This window comes from Leucobacter holotrichiae, assembly GCF_055791005.1.
Genome location: NZ_JBVUAC010000008.1, coordinates 21985 through 47988, shown reverse-complemented (window position 1 = coordinate 47988; position 26004 = coordinate 21985). Strand labels below are relative to the sequence as shown.

Sequence of the window (26004 nt, the reverse complement as noted above, 5' to 3'; positions counted from 1 at the left end):
CGAGTGTTTGTCTACCGCGAAGGGAGCCCGCGAACCGTGACCGCCGTATCGTCGCGCCGTACCGTGCGCACCGTCAGCGTGGTGGCGACCGTTTCGGCCGCGCTGCCGCTGTGCCTCACCGCTTGCTCCCCCGCCTCGCCTTCGACCGTGCAGGCGATCGAGCTGCACACCTCGCCGGAGTCCGATCTCCTCGAGGCCGCGACGGAGCGCGTATACGAGGTCACCGAGACCCGGCTGCTGTCCGAGACCGACGGTGACGCACTCTCGACGTTGATCTCGGAGACCCTCTCCGCGAGCGGCCACATCGTGCTGCTCGACGGCGTGATCACCGAGGCGAGGCTCGACGTGAGCGCGGCCGGCCTGCCCGACGCCGAGTTCGAACTCACCGAACCCGCTCAGCTGAGGCGCGACGTGAGCGATGAGGCGACGGTGAGCGCGGTCGGCACCCTCTCCGCCGACGGATTCACGCGGCCCGACACCAGCCTGCTCGTCACCCCCACCAAGCTCACCGATGAGGCCGCCGAGTTCGACGTGCGACTCGAGGTTCCCGACAATCCGCTCATCGCCGAGGACACCCTCGGTGTCGACGAGCTCGCGGCTCACCTGGTCTTCGAAGCTCGCTGAGGCCCGGGCCTCCGACGGGCTCGGGCAACCGGGGCCTCCTACGGGCTCGGGTGACCCGTACTTCGGGTCTCACCGATATTTCGGACGGGATCAGGCTTCCCGATCCGAAACATCGGTGAGACCCGAAGCAGGGTTCAGGGAGTCGCGGCGCCGCGTCGGGCGAAAAGACTCACCGCCGCGGCTACCAGCAAAGCCGCGGAGAGGAGTGCGCCCAGGGAATCGCCCGCGCCCGTGCGCGCGAGCTTCGAGCCGGCGTAGATCAGTCGAAGCGCCGTCTCCGGGTCGCATCATGCACCTCGCCCACCAGCTCCTCGATCACATCCTCGAGGAAGACCACGCCGAGATCGGCGCCCTCTCCGTCGTAGATGCGTGCGAGATGGATGCCGCGGGCCTGCATGCGGGCGAGCACGTCCTCGAGTTCGGTCTCGGCGTGGATCGAGATCATCTCGCGAATCCGCTTACCGGGGATCGGCTCGGCGATTCGGTCCTCCCCCAGCCGCACGAGATCCTTGATGTGCACGTACCCGGCGAGTCCGCCTTCCGCGTCGGCGATGGGATACCGGGAGAAGCCGTGCCTCGCGACCGCCGCATCGACGTCCAGGGCCGTTGCACCCACGGGCAGCACGACGAGCCGCTCGAACGGCACCAGCAGATCCTCGGCGCGCTTCTCGGTGAACTCGAAGGCAGCGGTCAGCGTTCCATTGCGGTCCTCGAGCACACCCTCGCGCGTCGACTGGTTCACGATGCTCGCGACCTCCTCGAGCGTGTAGGTGCTCGTGGTCTCCGACTTCGGCTCGACGCCGAACAGCCGCAGGGTGCCGTTCGCGACAGCGTTGAGTGCGGCGATGATGTGCTTGAGCAGGCGCGACACCGCGACGAGCGGCGGGGCGAGCAGCAGCACGGCCTGATCCGGCAGCGAGAACGCGGCGTTCTTCGGCACCATCTCGCCCAGCACCACGTGCAGATACGACACGAGCAGCAGTGTGATCACGAACGCGCCGATCGACACCGCCTCGGCGGGCAGGCCGGTCCAGGCGAGCGGCCCCTCGAGCAGGTGGTGGATCGCGGGTTCGGAGACGTTCAGGATCAGCAGCGAGCACACGGTGATGCCGAGCTGGCTCGTCGCCAGCATCAGCGTCGCATGCTCCATGGCGTACAGCGCGGTCTTGGCCCGCTTGGAGCCGGCTTCGGCCCGCGGCTCGATCTGCGAGCGGCGAGCGGAGATGACGGCGAACTCGGCGCCGACGAAGAAGGCGTTGAAGGCGAGCAGCACGACAAGCCAGACGATTCCCATCCAGTCGCTCATGCCCGGTCCCCCTCTCGCCCGTTCTCGTCAGCGGTCGGCGACGGCTGAGGAGGACTCGTGTACCGCAGGCGCGCGACCCGCCGCCCGTCCATGCGCTCGACCCGCAGCGTCGCGCCATCGGGCAGCGAGACCTCGTCGCCGGGCTCGGGAATCCGACCGAGCTCGCGCAGCACGAAACCCGCGACCGTGTCGTACGAGTCATCGTCGGGAATCTCGATCCCCGTCTGCTCGAGCACCTCGTCGGGGCGCAGGTCGGCGGGGAATGTCATCCGCTCAGCGGTGCCGACGACGCCGGCGGCGGCGCGGTCGTGCTCATCGGCGACCTCGCCGACGATCTCCTCGACCAGATCCTCGAGCGTCACGATGCCGGCCGTACCGCCGTACTCGTCGACCACGATGCCGAGCTGGAACCCCGAGGAGCGCAGCTCTTCGAGCAGATGGTCGAGGTGCATGGTCTCGGGAACGCGCACCACCTCTTCGGCGAGAGCGGCGACCGGCACCTCTCCGCGCTTGCTCCGGGGCACGGCCACGGCCTGCTTCACGTGCACGACCCCCACCACGTCGTCCCGGTCCTCGTCGATCACCGGAAACCGCGAGAACCCCGAGCGGCCCGAGAGTTCGAGCACCGCCTGAGCCGGCTCGAGCCGCTGCACGCTCTCCACGCGGAGTCGCGGGGTCATCACGTCTGCAGCGGTGAGCTCGGAGAATCGCAGCGTGCGGTCGAGCAGCGTCGCGGTATCCGCTTCGAGCAGCCCGGCGCTCGCAGAGTGCCGCACGAGCGACGAGAGCTCCTCGGCCGATCGCGCACCCGAGAGCTCCTCCTTGGGCTCGATGCCGATCGCGCGAAGCAAGCCGTTGGCGCTACCGTTCAGCGCAAGCACCGCGGGCTTGAAAGTCACCGTGAACGCGGCCTGGGCCGGCATCACCGCCCTCGCTGTGGCGAGCGGCTTCGCGAGTGCGAAGTTCTTGGGCACCAGCTCGCCCACGATCATCGAGAACACGGTCGCGAGGGCGACCGCCACGGGTGCGCTGATGGTTCGGCGCAGATCCTCCGGCACCCCGAGCGCGCCGAGCGGAGCGTCGAGGAAGCCGCTGAGGGCCGGTTCGAGCGTGTAGCCCGCGAGCAGCGTGGTGAGCGTGATGCCCAGCTGCGCGCTCGAGAGATGGGTCGATGTGCGGGTGAGGCCGCGGATCACGCGGTCGAGACCGCGCTGGCCGTCTGCTCTGCGCCGCTCGAGGTCGTGCCTGTCGAGAGCGACGAGGGAGAACTCGGCCGCGACGAAGATGCCGGTGCCGAAGGTGAGAAGAATGCCGATGAGCAGAAGGAGCCAGTCGTTCACCGGCCGCTCCTCGGCGTGGGAAGGGGCCGCGCTTCAGCGCGGCCGATACTCGGGGGGTCTGACGGTCTTCGAGAGTCTGAGTCCATAGCCCTACCGATCTTAGCAGTCGACCATGGAGATTCGTCCTGAGTATCATCCCCCACCCGGCTCCCGAAAGGCGTAGGCTTGTCTACTGGAAACCGGCTAAGGAGCCGGCCCCGGCTACACGCTGCCACATACGACATCAACGAAGGGAAGTCGCTTTGGCGGAGCGCACGGAGACCACCGGACAGGCTGGTCTCTCAGGAGATTTCGGTGCAAACGAGTGGCTCGTCGACGAGCTGTGGAAGCAGTATCAAGTCGACAAGAACGCTGTGGATCGGTCATGGTGGCCGGTGCTCGAGCAGTACGGTCGCGAGGCCGGCCGGCAGACCGACGCCCGACCTGCCGAGGCTCGGCCCGCTCCGGCCGCGCAGCCCGCAACGAACGCGCAGGCGGCCCCCGCCTCTCCCCCGACCACGCCGGTCCCCACCTCGACGCAGCCCGCGCGCACCACCAACGCCGCCCCTCGCGAGGCTCCGATCCCCGCGGACGCCCCTCATAAGGCCGCCCGCGCCGAGGCCACGGATCAGCAGGAGGACAAGGTCACGCCCCTGCGCGGCATGTCGCGCACGCTCTCCAAGAACATGGATCAGAGCCTCACGGTCCCCACCGCGACCAGCGTGCGCACGATCCCCGCGAAGCTGCTGATCGACAACCGCATCGTCATCAACAACCACCTCCGCCGCAGCCGCGGCGGCAAGGTCTCCTTCACCCATCTCATCGGCTGGGCGCTGATCCAGTCCCTCAAGGAGTTCCCCAGCCAGAACGTCGCCTACGCGGAGGTCGACGGCAAGCCGTCGATCGTCGCCCCCGCGCACATCGGCCTCGGGATCGCCATCGACGTGCCCAAGCCCGACGGCACCCGCTCGCTGCTCGTCCCCGCGATCAAGCGCGCCGAGACGCTCGACTTCAACGAGTACCTCTCGGCCTACGAGGACCTGGTGAAGCGCGCTCGCGACAACAAGCTCGGCGCGGCCGACTTCCAGGGCACCACGATCTCGCTCACCAACCCCGGCGGCATCGGCACCGTGCACTCGGTGCCCCGGCTGATGCAGGGGCAGGGCTCCATCATCGGCGCCGGCGCGCTCGAGTACCCCGCGGAGTTCCAGGGTGCCTCCGAGGAGACGCTCGTGCGGCTCGGCATCTCGAAGACGATCACGCTCACGAGCACCTACGACCACCGCGTCATCCAGGGCGCCGGGTCGGGCGAGTTCCTCAAACTCGTGCATGAGCGCCTCACCGGCGGCCACGGCTTCTACGAGGAGATCTTCGCCGCCCTGCGCATCCCGTACAAGCCGGTGCGCTGGGCCACCGATATCCACGTCGACGTCTCCGGCGCTGTCGACAAGACCGCCCGCGTGCAGGAGCTCATCAACTCGTTCCGCGTGCGCGGACACCTCATGGCAGACGTCGACCCGCTCGAGTACGTGCAGCGCACGCACCCCGACCTCGAGATCGAGAACCACGGGCTCACGTTCTGGGATCTCGACCGCGAGTTCGTCACGGGCGGCATCGGCGGCAAGCGCACCATGAAGCTGCGCGACATCCTCGGCGTGCTGCGCGACTCCTACTGCCGCAAGATCGGCATCGAGTACATGCACATCCAGGATCCCGAGCAGCGCCTGTGGCTGCGCGGGCAGCTCGAGGTGCCGTACGCGAAGCCGAGTCACGACGAGCAGATGCGGATCCTCGAGAAGCTCAACGAGGCCGAGGCCTTCGAGACCTTCCTGCAGACCAAGTACGTGGGTCAGAAGCGATTCAGCCTCGAGGGCGGCGAATCCGTCATTCCGCTGCTCGACGCCATGCTCATCGATGCCGCCGAGGACGGCGTCGACAGCGTCGACATCGGAATGGCGCACCGAGGCCGTCTGAACATCCTGTCGAACATCGCGGGCAAGACCTACGGTCAGATCTTCCGCGAGTTCGAGGGCGCCCAGTCGCAGAAGGGCGGCTCGGGCGATGTCAAGTACCACCTCGGCACGAACGGCGTGTTCAGCGCCCCGAACGGCGCCCAGGTTCCGATCTACCTCGCAGCGAACCCGTCGCACCTCGAGACCGTCGACGGCGTGCTCGAGGGCATCGTCCGCGCGAAGCAGGATCTCAAGCCGATCGGCTCGTTCACGACGCTGCCGATCCTCATTCACGGCGACGCGGCCATGGCCGGTCAGGGCGTCGTCTACGAGACGCTGCAGATGTCGCAGCTGCGCGGCTACCGCACGGGCGGCACGATCCACATCATCATCAATAACCAGGTGGGCTTCACGACCCTTCCGCTCGACTCGCGCTCCGGGGTCTACTCCTCCGAGATCGGCAAGGTCGTGCAGGCTCCGATCTTCCACGTGAACGGCGACGACCCCGAGTCGGTCGTGCGGGTCGCGAAGCTCGCCTACGAGTACCGCCAGCGCTTCCACGTCGATGTGATCATCGATCTCGTCTGCTACCGCCGGCGCGGCCACAACGAGGGGGATGACCCCTCGATGACGCAGCCGCTCATGACCGACCTCATCGAGGCCAAGCGCTCCACCCGCCGCCTGTACACGAGCGCGCTGGTCGGCCGCGGCGACATCACCGAGGAGGAGTACGAGAAGGCGAAGCAGGACTTCCAGGATCGCCTCGAGGTCGCCTTCCAGGAGACCCACGCGGCCCAGACCGGGTCGATCCCGATCGTCGGCTCCGGCGGGATCGCGGAGGTCGGCGAAGTCGGCGGCCCCGGCCCCGCTCCGCTCGAGACCGCCGTGGACCGCGCGGTGGTCGAGCGTGTGGGCGATGCGTTCGCGAACAAGCCCGAGGGCTTCACCGTTCACCAGAAGCTGCAGCAGCTGCTCAACAAGCGCGTCGAGATGAGCCGCGAGGGCGGCATCGACTGGGGCTTCGGCGAGCTGATCGCGCTCGGCTCCCTGCTCATGGAGGGCACCGCGGTGCGCCTCGTGGGCCAGGATGCGCGGCGCGGCACCTTCGCGCAGCGCCATGCCGTGTTCCATGACCGCGCGAACGGGCAGGAGTGGATCCCCCTGCTCAACCTCTCGGACGAGCAGGCCCGCTTCTGGATCTACGACTCGCTGCTGTCGGAGTACGCCGCGCTCGCCTTCGAGTACGGCTACTCGCTGCAGCGCGAGGACGCCCTCGTGCTGTGGGAGGCGCAGTTCGGCGACTTCGCGAACACCGCGCAGGCCGTGATCGACGAGTACATCGCGGCGGCCGAGCAGAAGTGGGGGCAGCGCTCCTCCGTCGTCATGCTGCTTCCGCACGGCTACGAGGGCCAGGGCCCCGACCACTCGTCGGCACGTATCGAGCGCTACCTGCAGCTCTGCGCCGAGGACAACATGATCGTGGCGCGCCCGTCGACGCCCGCGAACTACTTCCACCTGCTGCGCCGCCAGGCCTACGCCCGCCCGCGTAAGCCGCTCATCGTCTTCACGCCGAAGCAGATGCTGCGTCTCCGCGGGGCGACGTCAGCGGTCGAGGACTTCACGACCGGCACGTTCCAGCCCGTGCTCGACGATCCCAAGATCGAGAACCGCCAGGCGGTGCAGCGCGTGCTGCTCGTCTCGGGCAAGACCTACTACGATCTGCGCAACGCGCTCGAGAAGAACCCCGACCCGCGCGTCGCACTCGTGCGCATCGAGCAGTACTACCCGGTTCCGAAGGTGCAGCTCGGCCGCGTGCTCACCCAGTATCCCGGCGCCGAACTCGTGTGGGTGCAGGACGAGCCTGAGAATCAGGGCGCGTGGCCGTTCGTCTCGCTCGAGCTGTCGAAGTACCTCGCGAACGACCTCATCCGCGTGGTCTCGCGCCCCGCTTCCGCTGCGCCGTCCACCGGATCGGCGAAGGTGCACGCCGTCGAGCAGGAGGAGCTCATCGCGCGGGCGCTCCGCTTCGACGACGAATCCTGAGCGGGGCCGATTCCCGCAGAGAGGCGGAAAACGCACGTGCATCGCGAGATTCTCGTGTGTTTTCTGCCTCTCGCCCCACCCGTGCCACCGCAAACGCGGCGATACACTTGAGTGCTAGCGGCCTGCTTGCCTGCTTTGAGGTGGCGCCGCGAGATTCAAGGAGCAGTTGAATGACTACTTGGCGCATGCCTATCGAAGGACACGAGCAGGAGCGGCTCTGGCTCGCATGGCCGACCAGCGGCTATACGCTCGGCGACACGGAGGCGGAGGTCGAGGAGGCGCGCACCACCTGGGCCGCCGTCGCGAACGCCGCGAGCGAGTTCGAGCCCGTGACCGTCGTGGTCAACCCGGGTGACGAGCAGATCGCCTCGAAGTACCTGTCCGCGCAGATCGATCGCCTCACGGCACCGCTCAACGACGCGTGGATGCGCGACATCGGGCCGAGCTTCGTGATCGGCGAGGACGGTCGCCTCGGCGCCGTGAACTTCGTGTTCAACGGCTGGGGCGGCCAGGACTGGGCCCAGTGGGATCACGACCAGCACATCGGCCGCATCGTTGCCGAGGCGGCCGGCGCCGAGCTCGTGAACTCGGAGATGACGAACGAGGGCGGCGGCATCCAGGTCGACGGCACCGGCCACGTCATTCTCACCAAGACCGTGCAGCTCGATCCGGGCCGCAACCCCGGCTGGACGCAGGAGCAGGTCGAGGCCGAGCTCACCCGCACCATCGGCACGACGAGCGCCATGTGGCTGCCCCGCGGCCTCACTCGCGACCACGACACCTTCGGCACGCGCGGCCACTCCGATATCCTCGCGGCCTTCGCCTCCCCCGAGGTGCTGCTCATGCACCGTCAGGACGCCGAGTCGCATCCCGATCACGTCATCGCGAAGACGAACCGCGCGGTCGCCGAGCAGTACCGCGCCGACACCTCGTCCGGTTTCGAGATCCTCGATCTGCCGGCCCCCGAGACGCTGCGCGACGAGGAGGGCTTCGTCGACTACAGCTACATCAACCACGTCGTGCTCAACGGCGCGGTGCTCGCCTGCGCGTTCGACGACCCCGCCGACGACCGGGCCCTCGCCACGCTGCGCGACGTCTATCCCGGCCGCGAGGTGATCGGGATCGACGCGCGGCCGCTCTTCGCCCGCGGTGGCGGCATCCACTGCATCACGCAGCAGCAGCCCAAGCTCGCGTAACCGCTTTCTCCGCGCAACGCCTCGGAGGCCGGAATCTTCCGGCCTCCGAGGCGTTGCACTGTTCGTACCGATTCTCACCGGAGGCTGAACCCCGTTTGTCCACGATTCTGCGCATCCTGCGTTTCACGCGTTCTCTCACGCCTTACTACCTCGCCATCATGGCCGCGGCCGCCGTCGTCACGATCGCCGGTATCGCGGTGCCGTTCATCACCGGCGCGGCGACCGACACCGTGGTCGACGCGGTGGGTTCGGTCACGGGCGGCTCCGGCATCCCCGACGGCGCGATCCGCACGGTGATGCTGCTCGCCCTCGCGCTGCTGGCCGCGAGCCTCGTCGAGACCGTGGTGAGCAATCTCGGCGGATACTGGGGCGATGTGATGAGCGAGCGCATGCGCGCGATCCTGTCGACCCGCTACTTCGAGCAGTTGCTCGCCCTGCCCCAGCGCTACTACGACAACGAGCTCACGGGTACGATCGTGGCGCGCCTCAACCGCTCGATCACCGAGATCACCAACTTCATGAAGACGTTCTCGAACATGTTCGTGACGATGCTCATGACCACGGTCGCGGTGCTCGCCATCAGCCTCTGGCACTACTGGCCGCTCGCGGTGCTCCTCCTGCTCGCCTACCCCGCGTACCTGTGGCTGACGGCGCTGACCAGTCGCAAGTGGCAGCGCATCGAGCGAGAGAAGAACGAGCATGTCGACGAGGCCTCGGGACGCTTCGCCGAGGTGGTGGGGCAGATCCGCGTGGTCAAATCGTTCGCGAGGGAGAGCAGCGAGCTCGATCGGTTCTCGGGGCACTTCGGCGAGACCGTCCGTCTCGCCTCCGAGCAGTCCCGATACTGGCACACGATGGACGCGGTGCGCCGCGGCGTGCTCAATCTCATCTTCTTCGCCCTCTATGCGATGATCTTCGTGCGCACCGTCACGGGACACTTCACGCCGGGCGAGATGGTAATGCTGATCCAGCTCATGGCGATGGCCCGCCAGCCGGTGCAGAATCTCAGCTGGGTCGTCGACACGGCGCAGCGGGCGGCTGCGGGATCCCGCTCGTACTTCGAGGTGATGGATCTCGATCCCGCGGTCGTCGGAGGCGAGGGATCGAGGCCGCGAGAGCTCAAGGCGACGACCGGGATCGGTGACGCCGACTCCGAACGGCCCGTCGTGCGCTTCCGCGATGTGGACTTCGGCTATGACGAGCACGCACTCGTGCTCGACGGCGTGAGCTTCGAGGTGCGCCGCGGCGAGCGCGTCGCCCTCGTCGGCGAGTCCGGCGGGGGCAAGACCACCCTGATCAATCTGCTGCTGGGGCTGTACGCGGTGCGCGAGGGCGGCATCGAGGTCGCGGGGGCGGGATCGGATCTCGCGGCGCTGCGCCGCAACATCGGGGTGGTGTTCCAGGATCCCTCGCTCTTCTCGGGCACCATCGCAGAGAACATCGCCTACGGCCGACCCGAGGCGACGCGCGAGGAGATCGAGGCGGTCGCTCGTCGAGCCGCGGTCGACGGCTTCGCGTCGAAGCTTCCCGACGGATACGACACCGTGATCGGCGAGCGCGGCATGAAGCTGTCGGGCGGGCAGAAGCAGCGCATCGCCGTGGCGCGCGCGATGCTGAAGGATGCGCCGATCCTCGTGCTCGACGAGGCGACCTCGGCGCTGGACACGAAGTCGGAGCGGCTGGTGCAGGCGGGTCTCGACGACCTGATGCGGGATCGTACGAGCCTCATCATCGCGCACCGGCTCTCGACCATCGCCGAGGTCGATCGCATCGTCACGCTGCGCGACGGGCGCGTCGACGAGATCGGCTCGCCCGCCGAGCTCGCGGCGTCCGGCGGCATCTACGCCGAGCTGCTCGCTCTGCAGCACTCGGCGTCGAAGGCCGACCGCAAGCGGCTCAAGAGCTTCGACGTGATCGGGTAGCCGGTGGCGATGCCACCCGTCACCACTGTGAAACGCGGAGTCCCATTCCGCTGCATCCGCGGTGCCCATAGCAGCCATTCGGGACTCCGAGCTGCGGCGTGGCCGAGTACGCACGGCCTCGACCTCCCGCACTGTGCAGACTCGCGAACCCGCGCCCCGCTCGAGCGTGGCACAATCTCCACATGACCAACGAAGCCCTCTCCCCCGAACTCGAATCCGTCGTCGCCGCCGCAGCCGCCGCGGCGCCGGCGTTCGCCGCCACGGCCCCGCTCGACCGAGCCCGCGCGATCGTCGCGGTCTCCGATGCGCTCGAGGCCGCGAAGGATCGCCTGGTCGAGATCGCGATGCGCGAGACAGGGCTCACGGAGGCGCGCCTGAGCGGCGAGGTGGTGCGCACGGCCGTGCAGCTGCGTCTCTTCGCCGACACACTCGTGAACGGCGGATACCTCGACGCACGGATCGACCCGGCCGATCCCGACTTCGCGCTCGGCGCCCGCCCCGACGTGCGCCGCACGCACATCCCCCTCGGGCCGGTGATCAACTTCTCCGCCTCGAACTTCCCCTTCGCGTTCTCGGTGCTCGGCGGCGACTCCGCCTCGATCCTCGCCGCGGGCTGCCCGCTCATCGTCAAGGCGCACTCAGGCCACCCCGAGCTCTCCGACGCGACGGCCGAGGTCGCGCGCGAAGCCCTCGCCGCAGCCGGGATGCCCGAGGGGGTCTTCCACCTCATCCACGGTCGCGAAGCGGGGGTCGCGGTGCTGAAGGACCCGCGGATCAAGGCGGGCGCTTTCACGGGGTCGATCGGGGTGGGCCGCTTGCTCGCCGACATCGCGGCCTCACGCCCCGCCCCCATCCCGTTCTACGGCGAGCTCGGCAGTGTGAATCCGGTATTCATCACGGCGGCGGCCATCGCCGAGCGCGCGGACGAGATCGCGCGCGGCTTCCTCACGAGCGTCTCGGGGTCGGCGGGCCAGCTCTGCACGAAGCCCGGCTTCGTGTTCGTGCCCGCGGGATCCGGGCTCCCGGCCGCCATCGAGGCCGCCGCGGGCGCGTTCGCGGCCGAGCACCGCCTGCTCGACCCGCGCATCGCGCGCAGCTTCGAGGAGCGACGCGCCGCGATCCTCGCCTCCCCCGGTGCGAGCACCGTCGTCCCCGGCGGCATCCGCTTCGACGAAGCCGGTCAGGGGTGGGCCACGCCCACCGTCGTGTCGATCTCTCTCGCCGACTTCCGCCGTGGCAAGGAGGCCCTCGTCGAGGAGGCCTTCGGCCCGCTCTCGATCCTGGTCGAGACGCCCGACGGCACCGACCTCGCGGCGCTCATGCCCGAGTTCTACGAGGGCAACCTCACCGGCACGCTGCACCTCGGCGAGGCCGAGGCGACGGGCGAGACCGCCAACGCCGCAGAGCTTCGCGCGCTCGTCGCGGCGCTGAGCCGTCAGGTCGGTCGTGTGCTCTTCAACGGGTGGTCGACCGGCGTGGCCGTCACGCCCGCGCAGCAGCACGGCGGCCCGTGGCCGGCCACCTCCAACGATTCGAGCACCTCGGTCGGCACCGCGGCGATCACGCGGTTCCTGCGCCCCGTCGCGTTCCAGAACGCGCCCGCCGCCTTCCTGCCCGAGGCGCTGCGCGACGACAACCCGCTCGGCGTACCGCAGACGGTGTCGCCCGCCGGCGAGTCGCGCACCTGGGGGCGTGGGCTCGGGGCCTGATTCCCGGATTCGAGGGCTACGCATAGGTCGCCCCCGTACGGTGGAACCATGAAACCCACACTGCGCGTGCTCGCGCTCTCGGCCACCGCTCTCATGGGGCTGCTCGCTCTCAGCGCATGCACGGCCGACCCCGCTCCCGACACCCCCTCGGTCGTCGGCGCGTGGGGCGAGCCGGGCACCCGCGGCGAACCGTCGCTGGTCTTCGAGGAGGACGGCAGCTACTCGGGCGACGACGGCTGCAACAGTCTCGGCGGCGAGTGGAGCGCAGAAGGCGACTCGGTCGACCTCGGCGTCATGCGTTCGACTCTCATGTACTGCGAGGGTGTCGACACCTGGCTCTCGCAGGCCCGAACCGCCGAGCTGGCGGGCGACACGCTCACCCTGCTCGACGAGCAGGGCGCCGAGATCGGCACCCTCGAGCGCGCTGCGGAGTAGTCGTCGCCGTCACCGGCCCCGCCGCCGCGGCTCTCGCCGTCACCGGCCCCGCCGTACAGCCTCGCGGTCATAACCGACCCGCCGCCGGTGTAGACCTCTCCCACCGCTGCAGATCTCTCCTACGGTGCGAGAGGTCTACAACGGCGCCGGAGGTCTACATCTGCGAAAGGCCCCCGGAACCAGCACAAGAGTCGGCCCGGCCTCCTTCTCGCAGTCCTTGAAACGGACTGCTCGAACGAGACCGGGCTGACTCTCATCGGGCCCGCGGCCCCGGCATCTCCGCGCGACCCCTTACTGCCAGAGCACCGCGATGCCCGCGTTCACGAGCGCCATGCCGGCCATCGCGTACAGGCCTCCGGCCGACAGGCTCTCCTTCTTGCGTACGCCGAAGATGTGGCCGATCAGCGCGAGAAGCACGATCAGCTTCACTCCGATCTTCGCGTTGTTCGGCGCACCGCCCAGCGCATAGGTCATGCCGACGAGCGCGAGACCCGTGACGAGCAGCAGCAGCGCACCCCAGAGCATGATCGGCAGCACGCGCGCCGTGCCCTTCTTCGCCGCGGGGATCTGCGCGAGCGCCCCGCCGAACACCAGCGCGAAGCCGACGATGTGCAGCACGACGAGAATGCCCTTGACGATTTCCATGTTCCCTCTTTCTTCTTCGCGCACCGCGGACGATGCGGCCTACTGGTGATGCGGTTCGATCCCGACGCGGGATCAGTGGAAGAAGTGGCGCTCCCCGGTGAAATACATGGTCACGCCCGCGGCCTGCGCGGCCTCGATGACCTCGGGATCGCGCACGGACCCGCCGGGCTGCACGACGGCGCGCACGCCGGCGTCGATGAGCACCTGCAGCCCGTCTGCGAACGGGAAGAACGCGTCGGATGCGGCGACGGCGCCCTTCGCGCGATCGCCCGCCCGCTCGACCGCGAGACGGCACGAGTCGACACGGTTGACCTGGCCCATGCCGACGCCCACCGAGGCACCGTCCGAGGCGAGCAGGATCGCGTTCGACTTCACCGCACGACAGGCGCGCCAGGCGAACTCGAGCTCGGCGAGAGTGGCGGCGTCGGCCGGATCGCCGGTGGCGAGCTCCCACTCGGAGGCGGGCTTGAAGGAGCGGTCGGCGTCCTGCAGCAGGAAGCCGCCCGAGACCTGGCGCATCTCGACGGGGTTCGGGGTGAAGTCGGCCGGCAGCACGAGCAGCCGCACGTTCTTCTTCTGGGTGAGGATCGCGAGCGCGTCGGGGTCGAAGGCGGGCGCGACGATGACCTCAGTGAAGATGCCCGAGACCGTCTCGGCCATCTTCGCGGTGACGGTGCGGTTGGCGGCGATCACGCCGCCGAAGGCCGAGACGGGGTCGCAGGCGTGCGCGAGCTCGTGGGCCGCGGCGATCGGATCCTCGGCCGACTCAGGGGCGACCGCGATGCCGCAGGGGTTCGCGTGCTTGATGATCGCCACGGCGGGGCGCTCGTGATCGAAGGCGGCGCGCAGCGCGGCGTCGGCATCGACGTAGTTGTTGTACGACATCTCCTTGCCGTGCAGCTGCGTGGCCTGGGCGATGCCGGCGCCCTCGTTCTCCGTGAAGAGCGCAGCGCGCTGGTGGCTGTTCTCGCCGTAGCGCAGCACGGCCTCGCGCAGCCCGAAGACCTCGTAGCCCACGTAGCCCTCGGTCGTCTCGAAGATGCTGTCGATGGAGCCGTCCTGAGCCGGGGCTTCGTTGGCGGGAGCGTCGCCCCAATCGGCGTCCTCCTGGTCGAGGAACCAGTTGGCGACCGCCGCGTCGTACTGCGCGGTGTGCACGAACGCCTCGGTGGCGAGCGAGCGGCGCTGGGCAAGGGTGGTGCCCCCCGCACGCACGGCCTCGATGATCTCGTCGTAGCGGCCGGGCGAGACGACGATCGCGGCGTTGGCGTGGTTCTTCGCGGTGGCGCGCACCATGGCGGGGCCGCCGATGTCGACGTTCTCGATGACGTCGGCGGCGGGCTTGCCCGAGGCGACCGTCTGCTCGAAGGGGTACAGATTGACCACGACGAGCTCGAACGGGGCGAAGCCGAGCTGCTCGAGCTGCGCGCGGTGATCGGCGAGGCGGAGGTCGGCGAGCAGGCCCGAGTGAACCGCGGGGTGCAGCGTCTTCACGCGGCCGTCGAGCGCCTCGGCGAAGCCCGTGACCTCGGCGACGTCGGTCACCGGGTGGCCGGCCTCGCGGATGGTCGCGGCCGTCGACCCGGTCGAGACGATCTCGACGCCGGATTCGGCGAGCGCGGCGGCGAGATCGAGCAGGCGGGTCTTGTCGCTCACCGAGATGAGCGCGCGCTTGATCGGCACGATGTCTCGGTGCTCGTAGAGGCTGGGGTCGTGGCTCTGGACTGCCATGTGGTTTCCTTATCTGCCCTCGATATGGGATCTGCCGAACATATGAAGATTCAGCCCGATTCGGGCATATTTTCGGCTGATGTCATATCGATGGCGGCGAGTGGACTGACGGAGGTAAGGGCGGGCGGGCGGGAGATGGATCGGGCGGGGGTCAGGCGTGGGTCGCGAGATCGAGCTCGCCGAGGGCGATGTCACGGACGGTCTGCACGAGCAGCGGGCGCTCGAGCTGTTTGATGCGCTCGTGCAGGTCGCTCTCGCTCTCGCCGTCGCGGATCACGACGCGGGCCTGACGCAGTACGGGGCCCGTGTCGACGCCCTCGTCGATGACGTGCACCGTCACGCCCGTCTCGGTCGCGCCCGCGGCGAGCGCGTCGCGCACCGCGTGAGCGCCGGGGTAGAGCGGGAGCAGCGCGGGATGGGTGTTGATGAGGCGCGGAGAGAACTCGCCCACGAAACCCGCGGGGAGGATCCGCATGAGGCCGGCGCTCACGACAAGGCCGGGCTCCGATCCCGCACCCACGCCATGCTCATGGATCGCGGCGGCGAGCGCCCGCCCCCACTCCTCGCGATCGCCGTAGTCCCCGGGTCGCACGATGAAGGTCGGGATCCCGGCCGCCTCGGCGTGGGCGAGGCCCGGCGCGTCGGTGTCGGAGCCCACGCATACGACGCGGGCGGGGAACTCGGGATCCGCCGCCGCGTCGAGCAGCGCCTTCAGGTTGCTGCCGCCGCCGGAGATCAGAACCGCAAGTTTCAGCACGCGCCCCAGTCTACCCGCCGCGGATCCGGGCTCCTCCTCCGTAGGCCGCCCGAACTTCGGAGCTCACCCGTTATTCGGATGGGATCACCGGGTTTCATCCGCATAACGGGTGAGCTCCGAAATACGGGACGGCGGGGCTCGAGCCGGCTCCGGGGAAAGCTCAAACGCGCAGCACCTCGTCCGCGAGGCGCCACGGCTCGTGCCGGGCGTAGTGCGCTTGCTCCTGGGCGGCCCAGCGCTCCCAGTGCGGTTCGTAGCTCGCGCCGTCGCGCGCGAGGGCTCGGGATCGCCGCAGCTCGGCCGGGCACTCGAGCCACAGGCTGCGCACCGTTCCCCCGGCGACCGGCCCGGGAAGCGCCTGCTCCGCCCACCGCCGCGCCGCGGCGAGGTTCGGGGCCGTGATCGCGCCGCACCCCTCGATCACGAGGGGCGGGCGGGGAGCGATGCGGTGCTCCTCGGCGAACGCCTCGGCATACCAGTCGTAGCGGCGGTAGCAACCCCGGTCGAGTGCTCCCGCGAGGGCTCGGGATCCCTCCGCGAGCCCGTCCCACCCCGGATAGAGATCCTCGACGCGCAGCAGCTGCGGCTCGGATCCGGTCCAGGATCCCGGGCCGCCCGGGCCGCCCGAACCGCGCAGTTCCCGCACGATGCGCGCCGCGAGCGAGGTCTTGCCCGACCCCGACCGGCCGTCGATCAGCAGCACGTCGAAGGGCCGAGGCGTCCACTCCGGGCGCCGATCCCGCGTCTCCATCAGAACAGCTCCCCCTGCCGTGCGGCACCGCCCGTCCCCGCGCTCGCGCCGAGCCGTCCGCCCACGCGCATCCGCTCGGCGACCAGCATGATCGCCGCAGTCAATGCGCCGAGCACGACCGCCGCCGCGAGCCCGGCCCCGTAACTGCCGGGCGCCTGGTGGCCGATCAACTCTCCGACGGCGACGGGCAGCGTCTGCGCTCCGGGGCGCACGAGGAACGAGGTCGCCCCGAACTCGCCGAGCGACGCCGCGAACGAGAACCCGAGCGCGAGCCCCGCGCTCCGACCGAGCAGCGGCAGGTCGATGGTGCCGAGCACGGTGAGCGGGCCGGCTCCGAGGGTCGCGGCGGCGAAGCGCATCCGCTCGTCGATGCCGCGCAGCACCGGCAGCAGGATGCGCACCACGAGCGGCAGTGCGACGAGCGCCTGGGCGATCGGGATCAGCACGGTCGAGGTGCGCAGATCGAAGCCGATCCCGAGCGGCCGGTGCATCGTGATGAGCAGGCCGAAGCCGAGCGTCACGGCAGAGACTCCGAGCGGCAGCATCACGAGCCCGTCGAAGAGCCCCTGGGCCCGTTGCAGCCCGCGCGACCGGGGGCGGCGCGACAGCACGAGCGCGAGCAGCAGGCCGAGCGCGAGCGCGAGCGCGGCGGCGAGCGCGGCGATGCGGATCGACAACCCGATCGCGTGGATCACCGGTTCATCCAGGGGCAGCTCGGCCGGCGGGCGCACGAGGGCGGCGTAGTGCGCGAGCGTCCACCCGCCTGCCGAGTCGTCACCGCCGTCACCACCGCCTCTGCGCAGGGATCGGAACAGCAGGGTGGCGAGCGGCGCGGCGTGCAGCAGCAGCGCGGTGAGCGCGAAGACGAGGATCGCCGGGAGGTCCGCGATCCCCGGCCGCTTCTCGCGCGGCGCATCCTCGCGCAGCTCGACCGCTCGCTCACCCGCTCGCCGCAGGTGCGCGGAGACGATGAGCGTCGCCCCCACGATGACGAACTGCGCGAGCGACAGCACCGCCGCGCCGCGCAGGTCGAGGAACTGCACGGTGAGCCGGTAGATCTCGGTCTCGACGTTGGAGAACTCGCGCCCGCCGAGGATCAGCACGATGCCGAACGATGTCGAGCAGAACAGGAAGACGAGGGCGGCCGCCGACGCGAGCGCCGGCGCGAGGGCCGGCAGCGTGACCGTGGCCCACGCCCTGATCCGCCCCGCTCCCATAACGCGGGCCGCCATCGCGGAGCTCTCGTCGAGACGCGCCCAGAAACTGCCGACCGTGCGCGCGACGACCGCGACGTTCGGAAACACGAGCGCGAGCACGAGCACGGTCAGCGTGCGATCGAGCCCGAGCCATTCGAGCGGCCCCGCGGGCCCGAAGAGCGCGGAGAAGGCGACGCCGACCACCACCGTCGGCAGCACGAACGGCACGGTCATGAGCCCGTGCAGCAGCGTGCGGCCGGGGAAGTCGAGCTTGTAGAGCACGTATGCAGCCGGCACCCCGAGTCCCACTGCGAGCGCAGCCGCGAGGCCCGCCTGCAGCAGCGTCTGCCCGATAACTCGCCAGGTTCGGGCCGATCCGAACACCTCGGGCACAGCGGAGGCGTCGAGGCGACCGTCCGTGACGAAGCCGGTGGCCACGAGCGAGAGTACCGGCCACAGGAAGAAGACGATCAGAAAGGCGAGCGGCAGGGCCGTCGCGAGGGTCCACCCCGCGACGGCCCACGCGCTCGCACGCGCGGCGGTCGTCCTCCGCCGCTGCACGTCAGAGGCCGATCGTGTCGCCCAGGGTCCCCAGCCAGCGCTCGCGACCCCGCTCGATCTCCGCGGGGGTGAGGTCGTGGGTCTGGTCCGCCCGGGGCTCTGGCGCAAACTTCGCCCATGCCTCGGGCATCTCGACGGTGTCGTCGACGGGGCTCATGTACATGGCGTCGGGGATCGTCTGCTGGAACTCGTGCGAGACGAGATAGTCGACCACGGCCTTCGCGCCCGCCTCGTTGGCGGCCCCCCTCAGCACACCTGCGTACTCGATCTGACGGGTGCAGGTGTCGAGCAGCGCCTTCGTGGTGCTCGCGGTCAGTTCATCGTCGACGGTGAAGGCGGGCGACGAGGCGTAGGAGACCACGATGGGTCTGGTGCCGCCCTCGCCGCCCTGCGTGAACTGACCGTAGTAGGCGTCGCTCCAACCCTGCTCGATGCGGGCGCCGTTGTCGGTGAGCCGCTTCCAGTAGTCGGCGAAACCGTCCTCGCCGAAGGCCGCGACCGTGCCGACGAGGAAGGAGGCGCCGGTGGAGGAGGCGGTCGGATCGAGCAGCACGGTGAGATCGCGGTATGCGGGATCGGCGAGATCCTCGTAGCTCTCGGGCTCGTCGAGCCCCTTCTCCTCGAACCATCCGGTGTCGATGTTGATGCAGGTGGCTCCCGTGTCGACGGGCGTGAGCGCGAGTGCCGCATCGCTGCCGCCGCCCGACCCGTCCCCCTCGGAGCCGTCTGCGCCCAGGACGTATTCGAGGGCCCCCTTCGGCAGCTCGGACGGGGTGTACGGCACCACCACGTCGTTGTCGACGAGACGCGAGGCGAAGATGTTGTCGACGCCGAAGAAGGCGTCCGCGATCGGGGCGCCGGCGGTGAGCACGAGCTTGTTGGTGAGTTCGCCCCCGTCGCCCGCGGAGATCACCTCGACGTCGTACCCGGTCGCGGCGCTGGCCGCCTCGGCGACCTCGTCGTTCGGGAACGAGTCGTGCACGACCAGCGTGACCTTATCGGCTTCGGCGGATCCGCCGCCGGGCTCCGATCCCGAGCATCCGGTGAACGCGAGCGCGCAGACCGCGGTGAGCGCGATCACCGGGATCGCGGCGCGACGGGTTCGGGCGATCGGGGATGTACGACTTACAGGCACCATCGAGGCTTCCTTCCTCCGCTGGCATGAACCAGATCAGGTTGAACGGTCGGAGCTCGCGTGCTCCCTCTCAGCCCCGCGCGTCGGGACTCCCGTGGATTGCCCTCTCAGCCTAACAGGTTACGGTCACCGCTGCTCTCGGCCCCGGCGCCACCGGGAGCGGTGCGGAGGTTCGGGATCGCCGTCGTCCAACGGCCGCCCATCCCACGCGTAGGCGCGCAGCAGCGCCTCCGAGTCCTGCTCGTCCAGATCGTCGACGGCTCCCGCGAGATCCGCGGTCTCGTCGAGGTCGGAGTCATCGCTATCAGGGTCGTCAGCCGCGGGACCGTCAGCCGCGGGACCGTCAGCCGCGGATCCTGATGCTTCGGAGCCGTGGACGCCGGGGGCCGCGAGCTCGCCGCCGGCCTCCGCAGCTTCCTCGCCCGCGGAAGCATCGAGGGCGTCAGCGGCATCAGCATCAGCATCAGCGCTGAGGTCGACGGTCTCATCGGCATCAGCAGCGGCGTCGGCGGTTCCCATGCAGCTCCCGGCATCGCCGCCGATCCCGCTCAGCGCGGGCAGCGCCTCGGCGTTCTCCCGACGTGACCGCCCCGGCACCCGCACGGTGCGCACCCGCTCGCTCATCGCGCGGGCGGTCTCGGGGAGAGCCTCGCGGATCCGCCCCAGATCGATGCGAGCCGCGGCGATTCCGAGGAGCGCGCCCGCACCGAGTTCGGCAGCGGCGAAACCGCCGGCGATCCACGGTTCGGCCCCCGCGGTCTCGAGCCGACCCGGGCCGATCGATCCGCTCGCGAGCGCGCACAGCGCGGCAACCGCGAGGCCGACCAGCAGGGCCGCGACCACGGGGGTGACGAGGGCCGCGATCCAGCCGACCCGTCGCTGCTGCGGTCGGCGGGCGAACAGCACGCCGACCGCGACCCCGGTCAGCACCAGCAGGGCCGGGACCAGCGCCCCGAGAGCCCCCCAGCCCTGCGGGATCGCGCCAAAGAGCGGGAGCGCGGGCAGCGGCCCGAGCAGAGCCTCGAACGGTGTCGCCGAACTCCCCGCCCCGACGGAGAAGCCCGCTCCGGTCAGCCAGGCGACACCCCAGATCACCGCGACGGGCAGCAGCGCGACCTGCACGATGAACACGAGCACGGAGCCCAGCGGATCGAGATGCAGGCCCTGAGTCAGCGCGATCACGTGCGGATATCCCACGACGATCGCAACGGCGAATGCGAGGCCCGCGAGCCCCAGCAGGGCCACCAGCATCGCGACCGCGAGACGCCCGGTCTCCCCCGCCCGCGCAGGCAGCACCGCGGCCCACTCCGAGGCGCCGGCTCGCTCGACGCCTCGCTGAACCGCACGCACGCAGGCCCGCCACCAGTCGTGCTCATCGCGCATCGCGCGCACGCAGAACGCAGCGGTCGAGACCGCGCCGTAACCGACCGCGGGCACCAGAGCAGCCAGCCACAGCGGCCACACCTGGAGCGGCGCCGCCAGCGTGGCCGTTCCGAACGCCACCGCGCCGAAGCCCAGCATCCCGCCCAGCGCTCCCGCTGCTCCGATCCCGCCGCGCGCGCCGAACCGCCACCCGGCCCTCGCCGCGAGCAGCACGGTGATGAGCGTGATGCCGAGGGGCGCGAGGGAGAGCACGAACTCGAGCGGCTCGGGAGCGAGACCGAGGCTCAGCGCGGTCTGCGCATCGACCTCGAGCCGCATCGGCACCCGGTGCGCGAGCAGCCAAGCACCCGCGACCGCCGCGACGACCGCGCTCGGTTCGGCGGCGAGACCGAACACCACCGTCCACAGCAGCAGCGCGGGCACGATGACCGCCGCGAGGCCCGCAACGGCGACGGCGGCCGCCTCGATCGCGGCGACCACCGCTGTGACTATGGCTCTCATCGCCAGCAGCTTACTCTGCTCACTCGATGCTTTGCTCGGTACTCGAACCGCTCGCGGACGCCGTTCACTCGGCTGCGGGATGCACGCGGATGAGCGCGAGGATCTCGTCGCTCAGCCCCTGGAACTCGGGGGTGCGCTCCGAGGCCAGCGTGCGCGGGCGCGGGATCGGCACGTCGATGATTCGCTGCACGCGACCGGGCCGCGGGCTCATCACGACCACACGATCGCTCGTCACCACCGCCTCGTCGATGTCGTGCGTCACGAGCAGCACCGTGAGCCGGTGCTGCTCCCATACCTCGAGCAGCAGTTCCTGCATCGTGCGCCGGGTGAGCGCGTCGAGTGCGCCGAAGGGCTCGTCCATGAGCAGCATGTCCGGGCCGTAGCTCAGCGAGCGCGCCAGGGCGACCCGCTGCTGCATCCCGCCCGAGAGCTGCGCCGGATAGGAGCGCTCGAAGCCCTCGAGCCCCACCAGCCGCAGAAACTCGCGGGCGCGATCCGCCCGCTCCGAGCGCGTCAGCCCGGGTTCCCCCCGCAGCGCGAACTCCACGTTCTGCTGCACGGTGAGCCACGGCATCAGGGTCGCCTGCTGGAACACGACCCCGCGATCCCGCCCCGGCCCGACGACCTCGCGCCCGTCCACCTCGATCGTGCCCTCGGTCGGCTCTTCGAGACCCGCGACCAGCGAGAGCAGCGTCGACTTGCCGCACCCCGAGGCTCCCACGATCGAGACGAACTCGTTCTCGGCGACCTCGAGATCCACGCCCTCGAGAGCGGTCACGGCGCCTCCGCCCGCGCCGAAGCGCTTCACGAGACCGCCGATGCGCAGCTTGGGAGCCCTCGCCCGATCCTGCCCGCTCATGAGCGTCCCTCCTGGTACGCGAACATCCGACGCCCGGCGGCTCGCATCACCTGATCGAGCACGAGGCCCAGCAGCCCCAGCACGAAGACGTAACCGATGATGAGGTCCGTCTGGAAGAAGCGCTGCGCCACCGTGATCCTGAAGCCCATGCCGCTCGAGGCCGCCACGAGCTCGGCCACCACGAGCCAGGTCCACGCCCAGCCGAGGGTGATCCGCAGCGCGTCCCAGATGCGCGGCATGGCCGACGGCACCACGATCCGGGTGAGCAGCTGGATCCAGCTGAGGCCCAGCGTCTCGCCCAGGCTGACGAGGTTGCGGGGTGTGCGGCGCACCGCGTCGGCGACCATCAGCACCTGTTGGAAGAAGGTGCCCATCCAGATGATGAGGAACTTCTGGTTCTCCTCGATGCCGGCCCACACGATGGTGAGCGGCACGAATGCCACGACCGGCATGTACCGGATGAAGTCCATGAGCGGCTCGAGCGCGGCCTCGATCCTCGCGTTCACCCCCATGAGGGTGCCGATCGGCACCGCCATGACGGTGGCGATCACGAAGCCGACGACGATGCGCAACGAGCTCACCCCGATGTCGCTCCACAGTTCGCCGTTCGCCGCCTGGGCGCCGAGCGCGCCGAAGACCGCCCCCGGCCCCGGGAGGAACATGGGATCGACGAGCCCGCTCGCGCTCACAGCCGTCCACACGGCGATGAGCACGACGAACGTCGTCACCGCGGTCGCGAGGTAGGCCGAGCGGCCCAGGGGTGAGGCGACGCGGGCACGCCTGCGACGGCGAGGGGCGCTGCTGGGTGAGGGTGCCATGCTCAGTCGACGGGCTCCCCGAGGAAGCCGGTGCGGATCGCGCTGGCGGCGTCGACGTCGCCCGAGACGAGGCCGATGCGCTTCGCCACCTCGATGAGCGCGGGGAGCGTCTCCTCGAGGTACTCTCCGCTCAGCAGCTCGCGGTTCTCTGCGAGGGAGTAGAAGTGCACGCCGTCGAAGGCGGTCTCGAGCTCGGAGGCGTCCGTGCCGACGCCAGTCGCGATGATGTCGCGGGCCTCGTCGGTGTTCGCGGCGTAGTAGGCGACCGCATCGTCCCAGGCGGCGAGCACCTCGGTGACCTCGTCGGGTCGCTGCTCGAGCACCTCGTCGCGAACCACGAGCACGTCGGTGATGAGGCCGGGGTACTCGCCCGCCGTGGCCACGGTGCCGATGCCCTTGCCCGAGCCGAGCGCCTCGCTGATGTAGGGCTCGTAGGTGACGCCCGCGTCGATGCTGCCCGAGACGAGGGTGGGGGTCACCTTGTCGGCCGAGAGCTCGACCGTCTCGATGTCGTCGAAGCTCATGCCGGCCTCTTCGAGGGCCTCGGCGAGCAGGATCTCGCTCGTCGCTCCGCGTTCGAAGCCGACCTTCTTACCCGCGAGATCCTCGACGCTCGACACTCCGTCGCCCGCGATGATCGCGTCGGCCTCGGTGGCCGAGTCGAGCATGAGCACGATCGACACGTCGACGCCCTGCTCGATGAACTGCAGCGCGGCCTGCGCGCCCACGTTCGCCATGTCCAGGCGGCCGGCGGCGAGCGCCGCGTTCACGTCGGCGTCGGCGTTGAAGCTCGACAGCTCGACCTCGACGCCGCGATCCGCGAAGAAGCCCTGCTCCTCGGCCACGTACCACTGCCCGTAGCCGAGCCAGGGCTGCGTACCCATGCGGATCGTCTCGCCTGAGGCTGCTGCGCCTTTCTCCCCGGAGTCGGCGCCCGTGCCTCCGGCGCAGCCGGTGAGGCCGAGGGCCAAAGCCGCGGTCGCTGCGGCGGTGACGGAGAGCGAACGGAGGAATCGGCGGGTCACGGGGGTCCTTTCGGGGCGGGCCTGGCGGCCGGTCGGTGCGGGACGGCAGGTCGGTTCGGCGGATCGCCGAGCTCAGGATCGGCGAGAGCGCGCGGCTCTGCCCGCGCAACCCCACCATTCTACGGCAGGCGCGGAACGCCGGATCCCGGAGGTGCGGGCAGAAGACGCCGGGTCGCAGTCGCCCGTCCGCGGGCAGCGACGTCGGCCCCACCGCCCGCGGGCTCAGCGCGGGTCGAGCGGGGCGTCGCGGGCGAGCGCCGCCGCATGCGCCCGGCTCTCGGCGCCGAGTTTCACGAGGATGCTCGACACGTGCGTCTTCACGGTCGGCACCGAGATCCCGAGCTGCACCGCGATCCTTGCATTCGACCCGCCGGCGCGCATTGCGGCGAGCACCTCGCGCTCGCGCGCTGTGAGCTGGTCGAGGCCCGGCAGGGGCACCGGCTCCGGCGACGCAGGGGCCTCGGCGAGCGCCGCGAGCGCTCGCCGAGTGACCCTCGGGTCGAGCACGCCCTCGCCCGCGGCCACTCGCCGCACGGCCTCCACGAGGGGCGCCGCCTCGGTGGTCTTCAAGAGGAACCCCGCCGCGCCCGCACGGATCGCGTCGAACACCAGCTCATCCTCGTCGAAGCTCGTGAGCACCAGCACCTCGGAGCTGCCCTCGGCCACGATCCGCTGCGTGGCGGTGACACCGTCGACGCCGGGCATGCGCAGATCCATGAGCACGACGTCGGGGCGCAGCGCAGCAGCGTTGCGGACCGCGGCCGCACCGTCGCCGGCCTCGCCCACGACGCGGATGCCGTGGGACTCGAGGATCATGCGCAGCCCCTCGCGGATCATGCCGTGGTCGTCGGCGAGCACCACCCTCGGCGCGGCACCGTCAGTTCCGTTCATGCAGGATCCCCTCGCTCGGCCGAACCGGCACCGGCAGACGCGCCCGCACCGCCCACACGCCCTCGCCCTCGGGGCCGGCCGAGAGCTCGCCCTCGAGCGCGAGCACCCGTTCTCGCAGCAGCGCGATCCCCATCCCGCTGCCCTCGAGCGATGGCCGCGCGAGCGCAGCGCCGCCGCGGGACACCACGTCGACCCGCGCCTCATCGTACGCCGCGGTCACCCTCACCTCGACCTCCGCTCCCGCGGCGTGCCGCACGCAGTTCGCGAGCGCCTCCCGCACGACGCTGCCGATCGCCTGGTCGACCGGCGTCGGAAGCTCGGCCGCGGACTCATCGCTGAGCGTCGCCGTGACTCCCGCACCGTTGGCGGCATCGACGAGGTCGGCGAGATCCGCCCGCCCCGGCGGAGCGAGATCCTGCTCCCCCGTACGCAGCACCCGGATCATCGACCGAAGAGCGCCGTGCGCTTCGAGGCTCGCGTCGCGCACCGCTCGCAGCGCCCCGCGCGCGGCCTCCGCATCGCCTGTGTCCGAAGGAAGGCCGAGCGCCGCCTCGCTGCGGATTGCGACGGCGGACACGTGACCCGCCACGACGTCGTGCAGCTCTCTCGCCATGCGTTCTCGCTCGCTCCGCACCGCGGACGCCCGATCGAGCTCTGCCAGCAGGGCCGCGTCCTCGGCGCGCTGTCGGTACAGCTCGACCATCTCGCGCGACTGCGCTTTGAAGTTCGCGTACCAGTAGGCCATCCCGACGAGGGCGCCGAACTGGATGCCGACCATTACCGCCTCGCGCAGATCGCCCGAGAGCGCGAAGGCTACGACGAGCGGCGCCAGCGCACTCGGCACCAGGACGACGAGGAGTCTTCGGCGTTGCTCGGGGCCGAGTCGCACGATGTGCGCGTCGAAGAGATCGAGCAGCACCAGCAGGGGAACGAGACCGCCGACCGTGAGCAGATCCGCGACGAAGACGACCGCTGCAGCCAGGGTCGCGACGCCGGGAGCGCGGGGCCGCAGCGGCAGGAGCGAACAGGCCGCCGATGCCGTCACCAGCGTCCACCACGGCGAGACCCGATCCGGTAGCAGCGAGAACACGCTCCACAGCCCCGACCAGCCCAGCGCCGCGAGCACGACGGCGAGCAGCAGGTAGAGCGCCGCGAGAGCCGCCGGGCGATCCGCGATCCTGCGCAGTACGCCGCGCGGCTGCAGGGTGTCGATGGTCATGCTCCCATCCAATCAGGCACCACCGA

Annotated in this window: 20 protein-coding genes and 1 riboswitch; of the genes, 6 read left to right on the top strand and 14 right to left on the bottom strand. The window is 70.2% G+C overall.

Translation table 11 applies throughout. The annotated features are described in order from the left end of the window. Window positions 1–36: 36 nt before the first annotated feature. Entirely contained in the window at window positions 37–624 is a 588-nt protein-coding gene (locus tag AC0KXF_RS11120; protein WP_473109252.1) for a hypothetical protein, read from the top strand. Between the two features lie 259 nt (window positions 625–883). On the opposite strand, the gene AC0KXF_RS11115 is transcribed toward AC0KXF_RS11120, so the two are convergent. After that, window positions 884–1930, bottom strand: a complete 1047-nt coding sequence (locus tag AC0KXF_RS11115; RefSeq protein ID WP_473109251.1) for a hemolysin family protein — start codon at window positions 1928–1930, stop codon at window positions 884–886. After that, window positions 1927–3270 carry a hemolysin family protein gene (locus AC0KXF_RS11110; protein ID WP_473109250.1) on the bottom strand — a complete coding sequence of 448 codons (1344 nt, stop codon included), beginning with the start codon at window positions 3268–3270 and terminating at the stop codon, window positions 1927–1929. Before AC0KXF_RS11110 ends, AC0KXF_RS11115 begins: the two co-directional genes overlap by 4 nt. Before the next feature lie 242 nt (window positions 3271–3512). Between AC0KXF_RS11110 and AC0KXF_RS11105 the strand changes: the two genes are divergently transcribed. The 5 genes from AC0KXF_RS11105 (at window position 3513) to AC0KXF_RS11085 (ending at window position 12506) form a co-directional block, all read left to right on the top strand. Next, the gene (locus AC0KXF_RS11105; protein ID WP_473109249.1) at window positions 3513–7244 is read left to right on the top strand and encodes a multifunctional oxoglutarate decarboxylase/oxoglutarate dehydrogenase thiamine pyrophosphate-binding subunit/dihydrolipoyllysine-residue succinyltransferase subunit; all 3732 of its coding nucleotides are present in this window, start codon (window positions 3513–3515) and stop codon (window positions 7242–7244) included. A gap of 170 nt (window positions 7245–7414) precedes the next feature. Next, complete coding sequence (locus AC0KXF_RS11100) at window positions 7415–8440, top strand: agmatine deiminase family protein (RefSeq protein ID WP_473109248.1); 1026 nt, start codon at window positions 7415–7417, stop codon at window positions 8438–8440. Between the two features lie 95 nt (window positions 8441–8535). Beyond that, window positions 8536–10362 (top strand): ABC transporter ATP-binding protein, encoded by a 1827-nt coding sequence (locus AC0KXF_RS11095; protein ID WP_473109247.1) that lies wholly within the window; start codon window positions 8536–8538, stop codon window positions 10360–10362. A 182-nt stretch (window positions 10363–10544) separates the two neighbouring features. Then, window positions 10545–12071 (top strand): aldehyde dehydrogenase (NADP(+)), encoded by a 1527-nt coding sequence (locus tag AC0KXF_RS11090; RefSeq protein WP_473109246.1) that lies wholly within the window; start codon window positions 10545–10547, stop codon window positions 12069–12071. 48 nt (window positions 12072–12119) lie between these two features. Then, entirely contained in the window at window positions 12120–12506 is a 387-nt protein-coding gene (locus AC0KXF_RS11085) for an META domain-containing protein (protein WP_473109245.1), read from the top strand. Between the two features lie 291 nt (window positions 12507–12797). Here AC0KXF_RS11085 and AC0KXF_RS11080 read toward each other — a convergent pair whose 3' ends face one another. From AC0KXF_RS11080 to AC0KXF_RS11025, 12 genes are all read right to left on the bottom strand, one after another. Further along, window positions 12798–13151 carry a hypothetical protein gene (locus AC0KXF_RS11080; protein ID WP_473109244.1) on the bottom strand — a complete coding sequence of 118 codons (354 nt, stop codon included), beginning with the start codon at window positions 13149–13151 and terminating at the stop codon, window positions 12798–12800. Window positions 13152–13223: 72 nt separating this feature from the next. Beyond that, window positions 13224–14882: a bifunctional phosphoribosylaminoimidazolecarboxamide formyltransferase/IMP cyclohydrolase gene (gene purH, locus AC0KXF_RS11075; protein ID WP_473109243.1), complete on the bottom strand. Its 1659-nt coding sequence runs from the start codon at window positions 14880–14882 to the stop codon at window positions 13224–13226. Between the two features lie 151 nt (window positions 14883–15033). Then, a complete protein-coding gene (purN, locus tag AC0KXF_RS11070) occupies window positions 15034–15639 on the bottom strand; it encodes a phosphoribosylglycinamide formyltransferase (RefSeq protein ID WP_473109242.1) in 606 nt (201 codons plus the stop codon). A 160-nt stretch (window positions 15640–15799) separates the two neighbouring features. Next, window positions 15800–16390: a nucleoside/nucleotide kinase family protein gene (locus AC0KXF_RS11065; protein ID WP_473109241.1), complete on the bottom strand. Its 591-nt coding sequence runs from the start codon at window positions 16388–16390 to the stop codon at window positions 15800–15802. After that, a complete protein-coding gene (locus AC0KXF_RS11060; RefSeq protein WP_473109240.1) occupies window positions 16390–18147 on the bottom strand; it encodes an ABC transporter permease in 1758 nt (585 codons plus the stop codon). Before AC0KXF_RS11060 ends, AC0KXF_RS11065 begins: the two co-directional genes overlap by 1 nt. A 1-nt stretch (window position 18148) precedes the next feature. Further along, a complete protein-coding gene (locus tag AC0KXF_RS11055; RefSeq protein ID WP_473109239.1) occupies window positions 18149–19285 on the bottom strand; it encodes a thiamine ABC transporter substrate-binding protein in 1137 nt (378 codons plus the stop codon). After that, a riboswitch (TPP riboswitch) is annotated at window positions 19279–19388 on the bottom strand. Its footprint overlaps the gene before it by 7 nt. A gap of 20 nt (window positions 19389–19408) precedes the next feature. Continuing rightward, window positions 19409–21166, bottom strand: coding sequence for a cell division protein PerM (locus AC0KXF_RS11050; protein WP_473109238.1), 1758 nt, complete (start codon window positions 21164–21166; stop codon window positions 19409–19411). 64 nt (window positions 21167–21230) lie between these two features. Further along, on the bottom strand, window positions 21231–22025 hold the full coding sequence (locus tag AC0KXF_RS11045; RefSeq protein ID WP_473109237.1) for an ABC transporter ATP-binding protein: 795 nt from the start codon (window positions 22023–22025) through the stop codon (window positions 21231–21233). Beyond that, window positions 22022–22843: an ABC transporter permease gene (locus AC0KXF_RS11040; protein ID WP_473109236.1), complete on the bottom strand. Its 822-nt coding sequence runs from the start codon at window positions 22841–22843 to the stop codon at window positions 22022–22024. Before AC0KXF_RS11040 ends, AC0KXF_RS11045 begins: the two co-directional genes overlap by 4 nt. 2 nt (window positions 22844–22845) lie before the next feature. Beyond that, on the bottom strand, window positions 22846–23868 hold the full coding sequence (locus AC0KXF_RS11035; RefSeq protein WP_473109235.1) for an aliphatic sulfonate ABC transporter substrate-binding protein: 1023 nt from the start codon (window positions 23866–23868) through the stop codon (window positions 22846–22848). A 222-nt stretch (window positions 23869–24090) separates the two neighbouring features. Further along, entirely contained in the window at window positions 24091–24759 is a 669-nt protein-coding gene (locus AC0KXF_RS11030; RefSeq protein WP_473109234.1) for a response regulator, read from the bottom strand. Continuing rightward, window positions 24746–25978 carry a sensor histidine kinase gene (locus tag AC0KXF_RS11025; protein ID WP_473109233.1) on the bottom strand — a complete coding sequence of 411 codons (1233 nt, stop codon included), beginning with the start codon at window positions 25976–25978 and terminating at the stop codon, window positions 24746–24748. The genes AC0KXF_RS11030 and AC0KXF_RS11025 overlap by 14 nt, the downstream gene beginning before the upstream one ends. Between the last annotated feature and the right edge of the window lie 26 nt (window positions 25979–26004).

Bases quoted from the DNA above. Each gene is read 5' to 3' on its own strand.
- AC0KXF_RS11040 (WP_473109236.1), bottom strand. From the start codon at position 22,843: ATGGCACCCTCACCCAGCAGCGCCCCTCGCCGTCGCAGGCGTGCCCGC.
- AC0KXF_RS11065 (WP_473109241.1), bottom strand. From the start codon at position 16,390: ATGGAGACGCGGGATCGGCGCCCGGAGTGGACGCCTCGGCCCTTCGAC.
- AC0KXF_RS11100 (WP_473109248.1), top strand. From the start codon at position 7,415: ATGACTACTTGGCGCATGCCTATCGAAGGACACGAGCAGGAGCGGCTC.
- AC0KXF_RS11080 (WP_473109244.1), bottom strand. From the start codon at position 13,151: ATGGAAATCGTCAAGGGCATTCTCGTCGTGCTGCACATCGTCGGCTTC.
- AC0KXF_RS11090 (WP_473109246.1), top strand. From the start codon at position 10,545: ATGACCAACGAAGCCCTCTCCCCCGAACTCGAATCCGTCGTCGCCGCC.
- AC0KXF_RS11085 (WP_473109245.1), top strand. From the start codon at position 12,120: ATGAAACCCACACTGCGCGTGCTCGCGCTCTCGGCCACCGCTCTCATG.
- AC0KXF_RS11045 (WP_473109237.1), bottom strand. From the start codon at position 22,025: ATGAGCGGGCAGGATCGGGCGAGGGCTCCCAAGCTGCGCATCGGCGGT.
- purH (WP_473109243.1), bottom strand. From the start codon at position 14,882: ATGGCAGTCCAGAGCCACGACCCCAGCCTCTACGAGCACCGAGACATC.
- AC0KXF_RS11050 (WP_473109238.1), bottom strand. From the start codon at position 21,166: ATGAGAGCCATAGTCACAGCGGTGGTCGCCGCGATCGAGGCGGCCGCC.
- AC0KXF_RS11055 (WP_473109239.1), bottom strand. From the start codon at position 19,285: ATGGTGCCTGTAAGTCGTACATCCCCGATCGCCCGAACCCGTCGCGCC.
- AC0KXF_RS11115 (WP_473109251.1), bottom strand. From the start codon at position 1,930: ATGAGCGACTGGATGGGAATCGTCTGGCTTGTCGTGCTGCTCGCCTTC.
- AC0KXF_RS11025 (WP_473109233.1), bottom strand. From the start codon at position 25,978: ATGACCATCGACACCCTGCAGCCGCGCGGCGTACTGCGCAGGATCGCG.
- AC0KXF_RS11030 (WP_473109234.1), bottom strand. From the start codon at position 24,759: ATGAACGGAACTGACGGTGCCGCGCCGAGGGTGGTGCTCGCCGACGAC.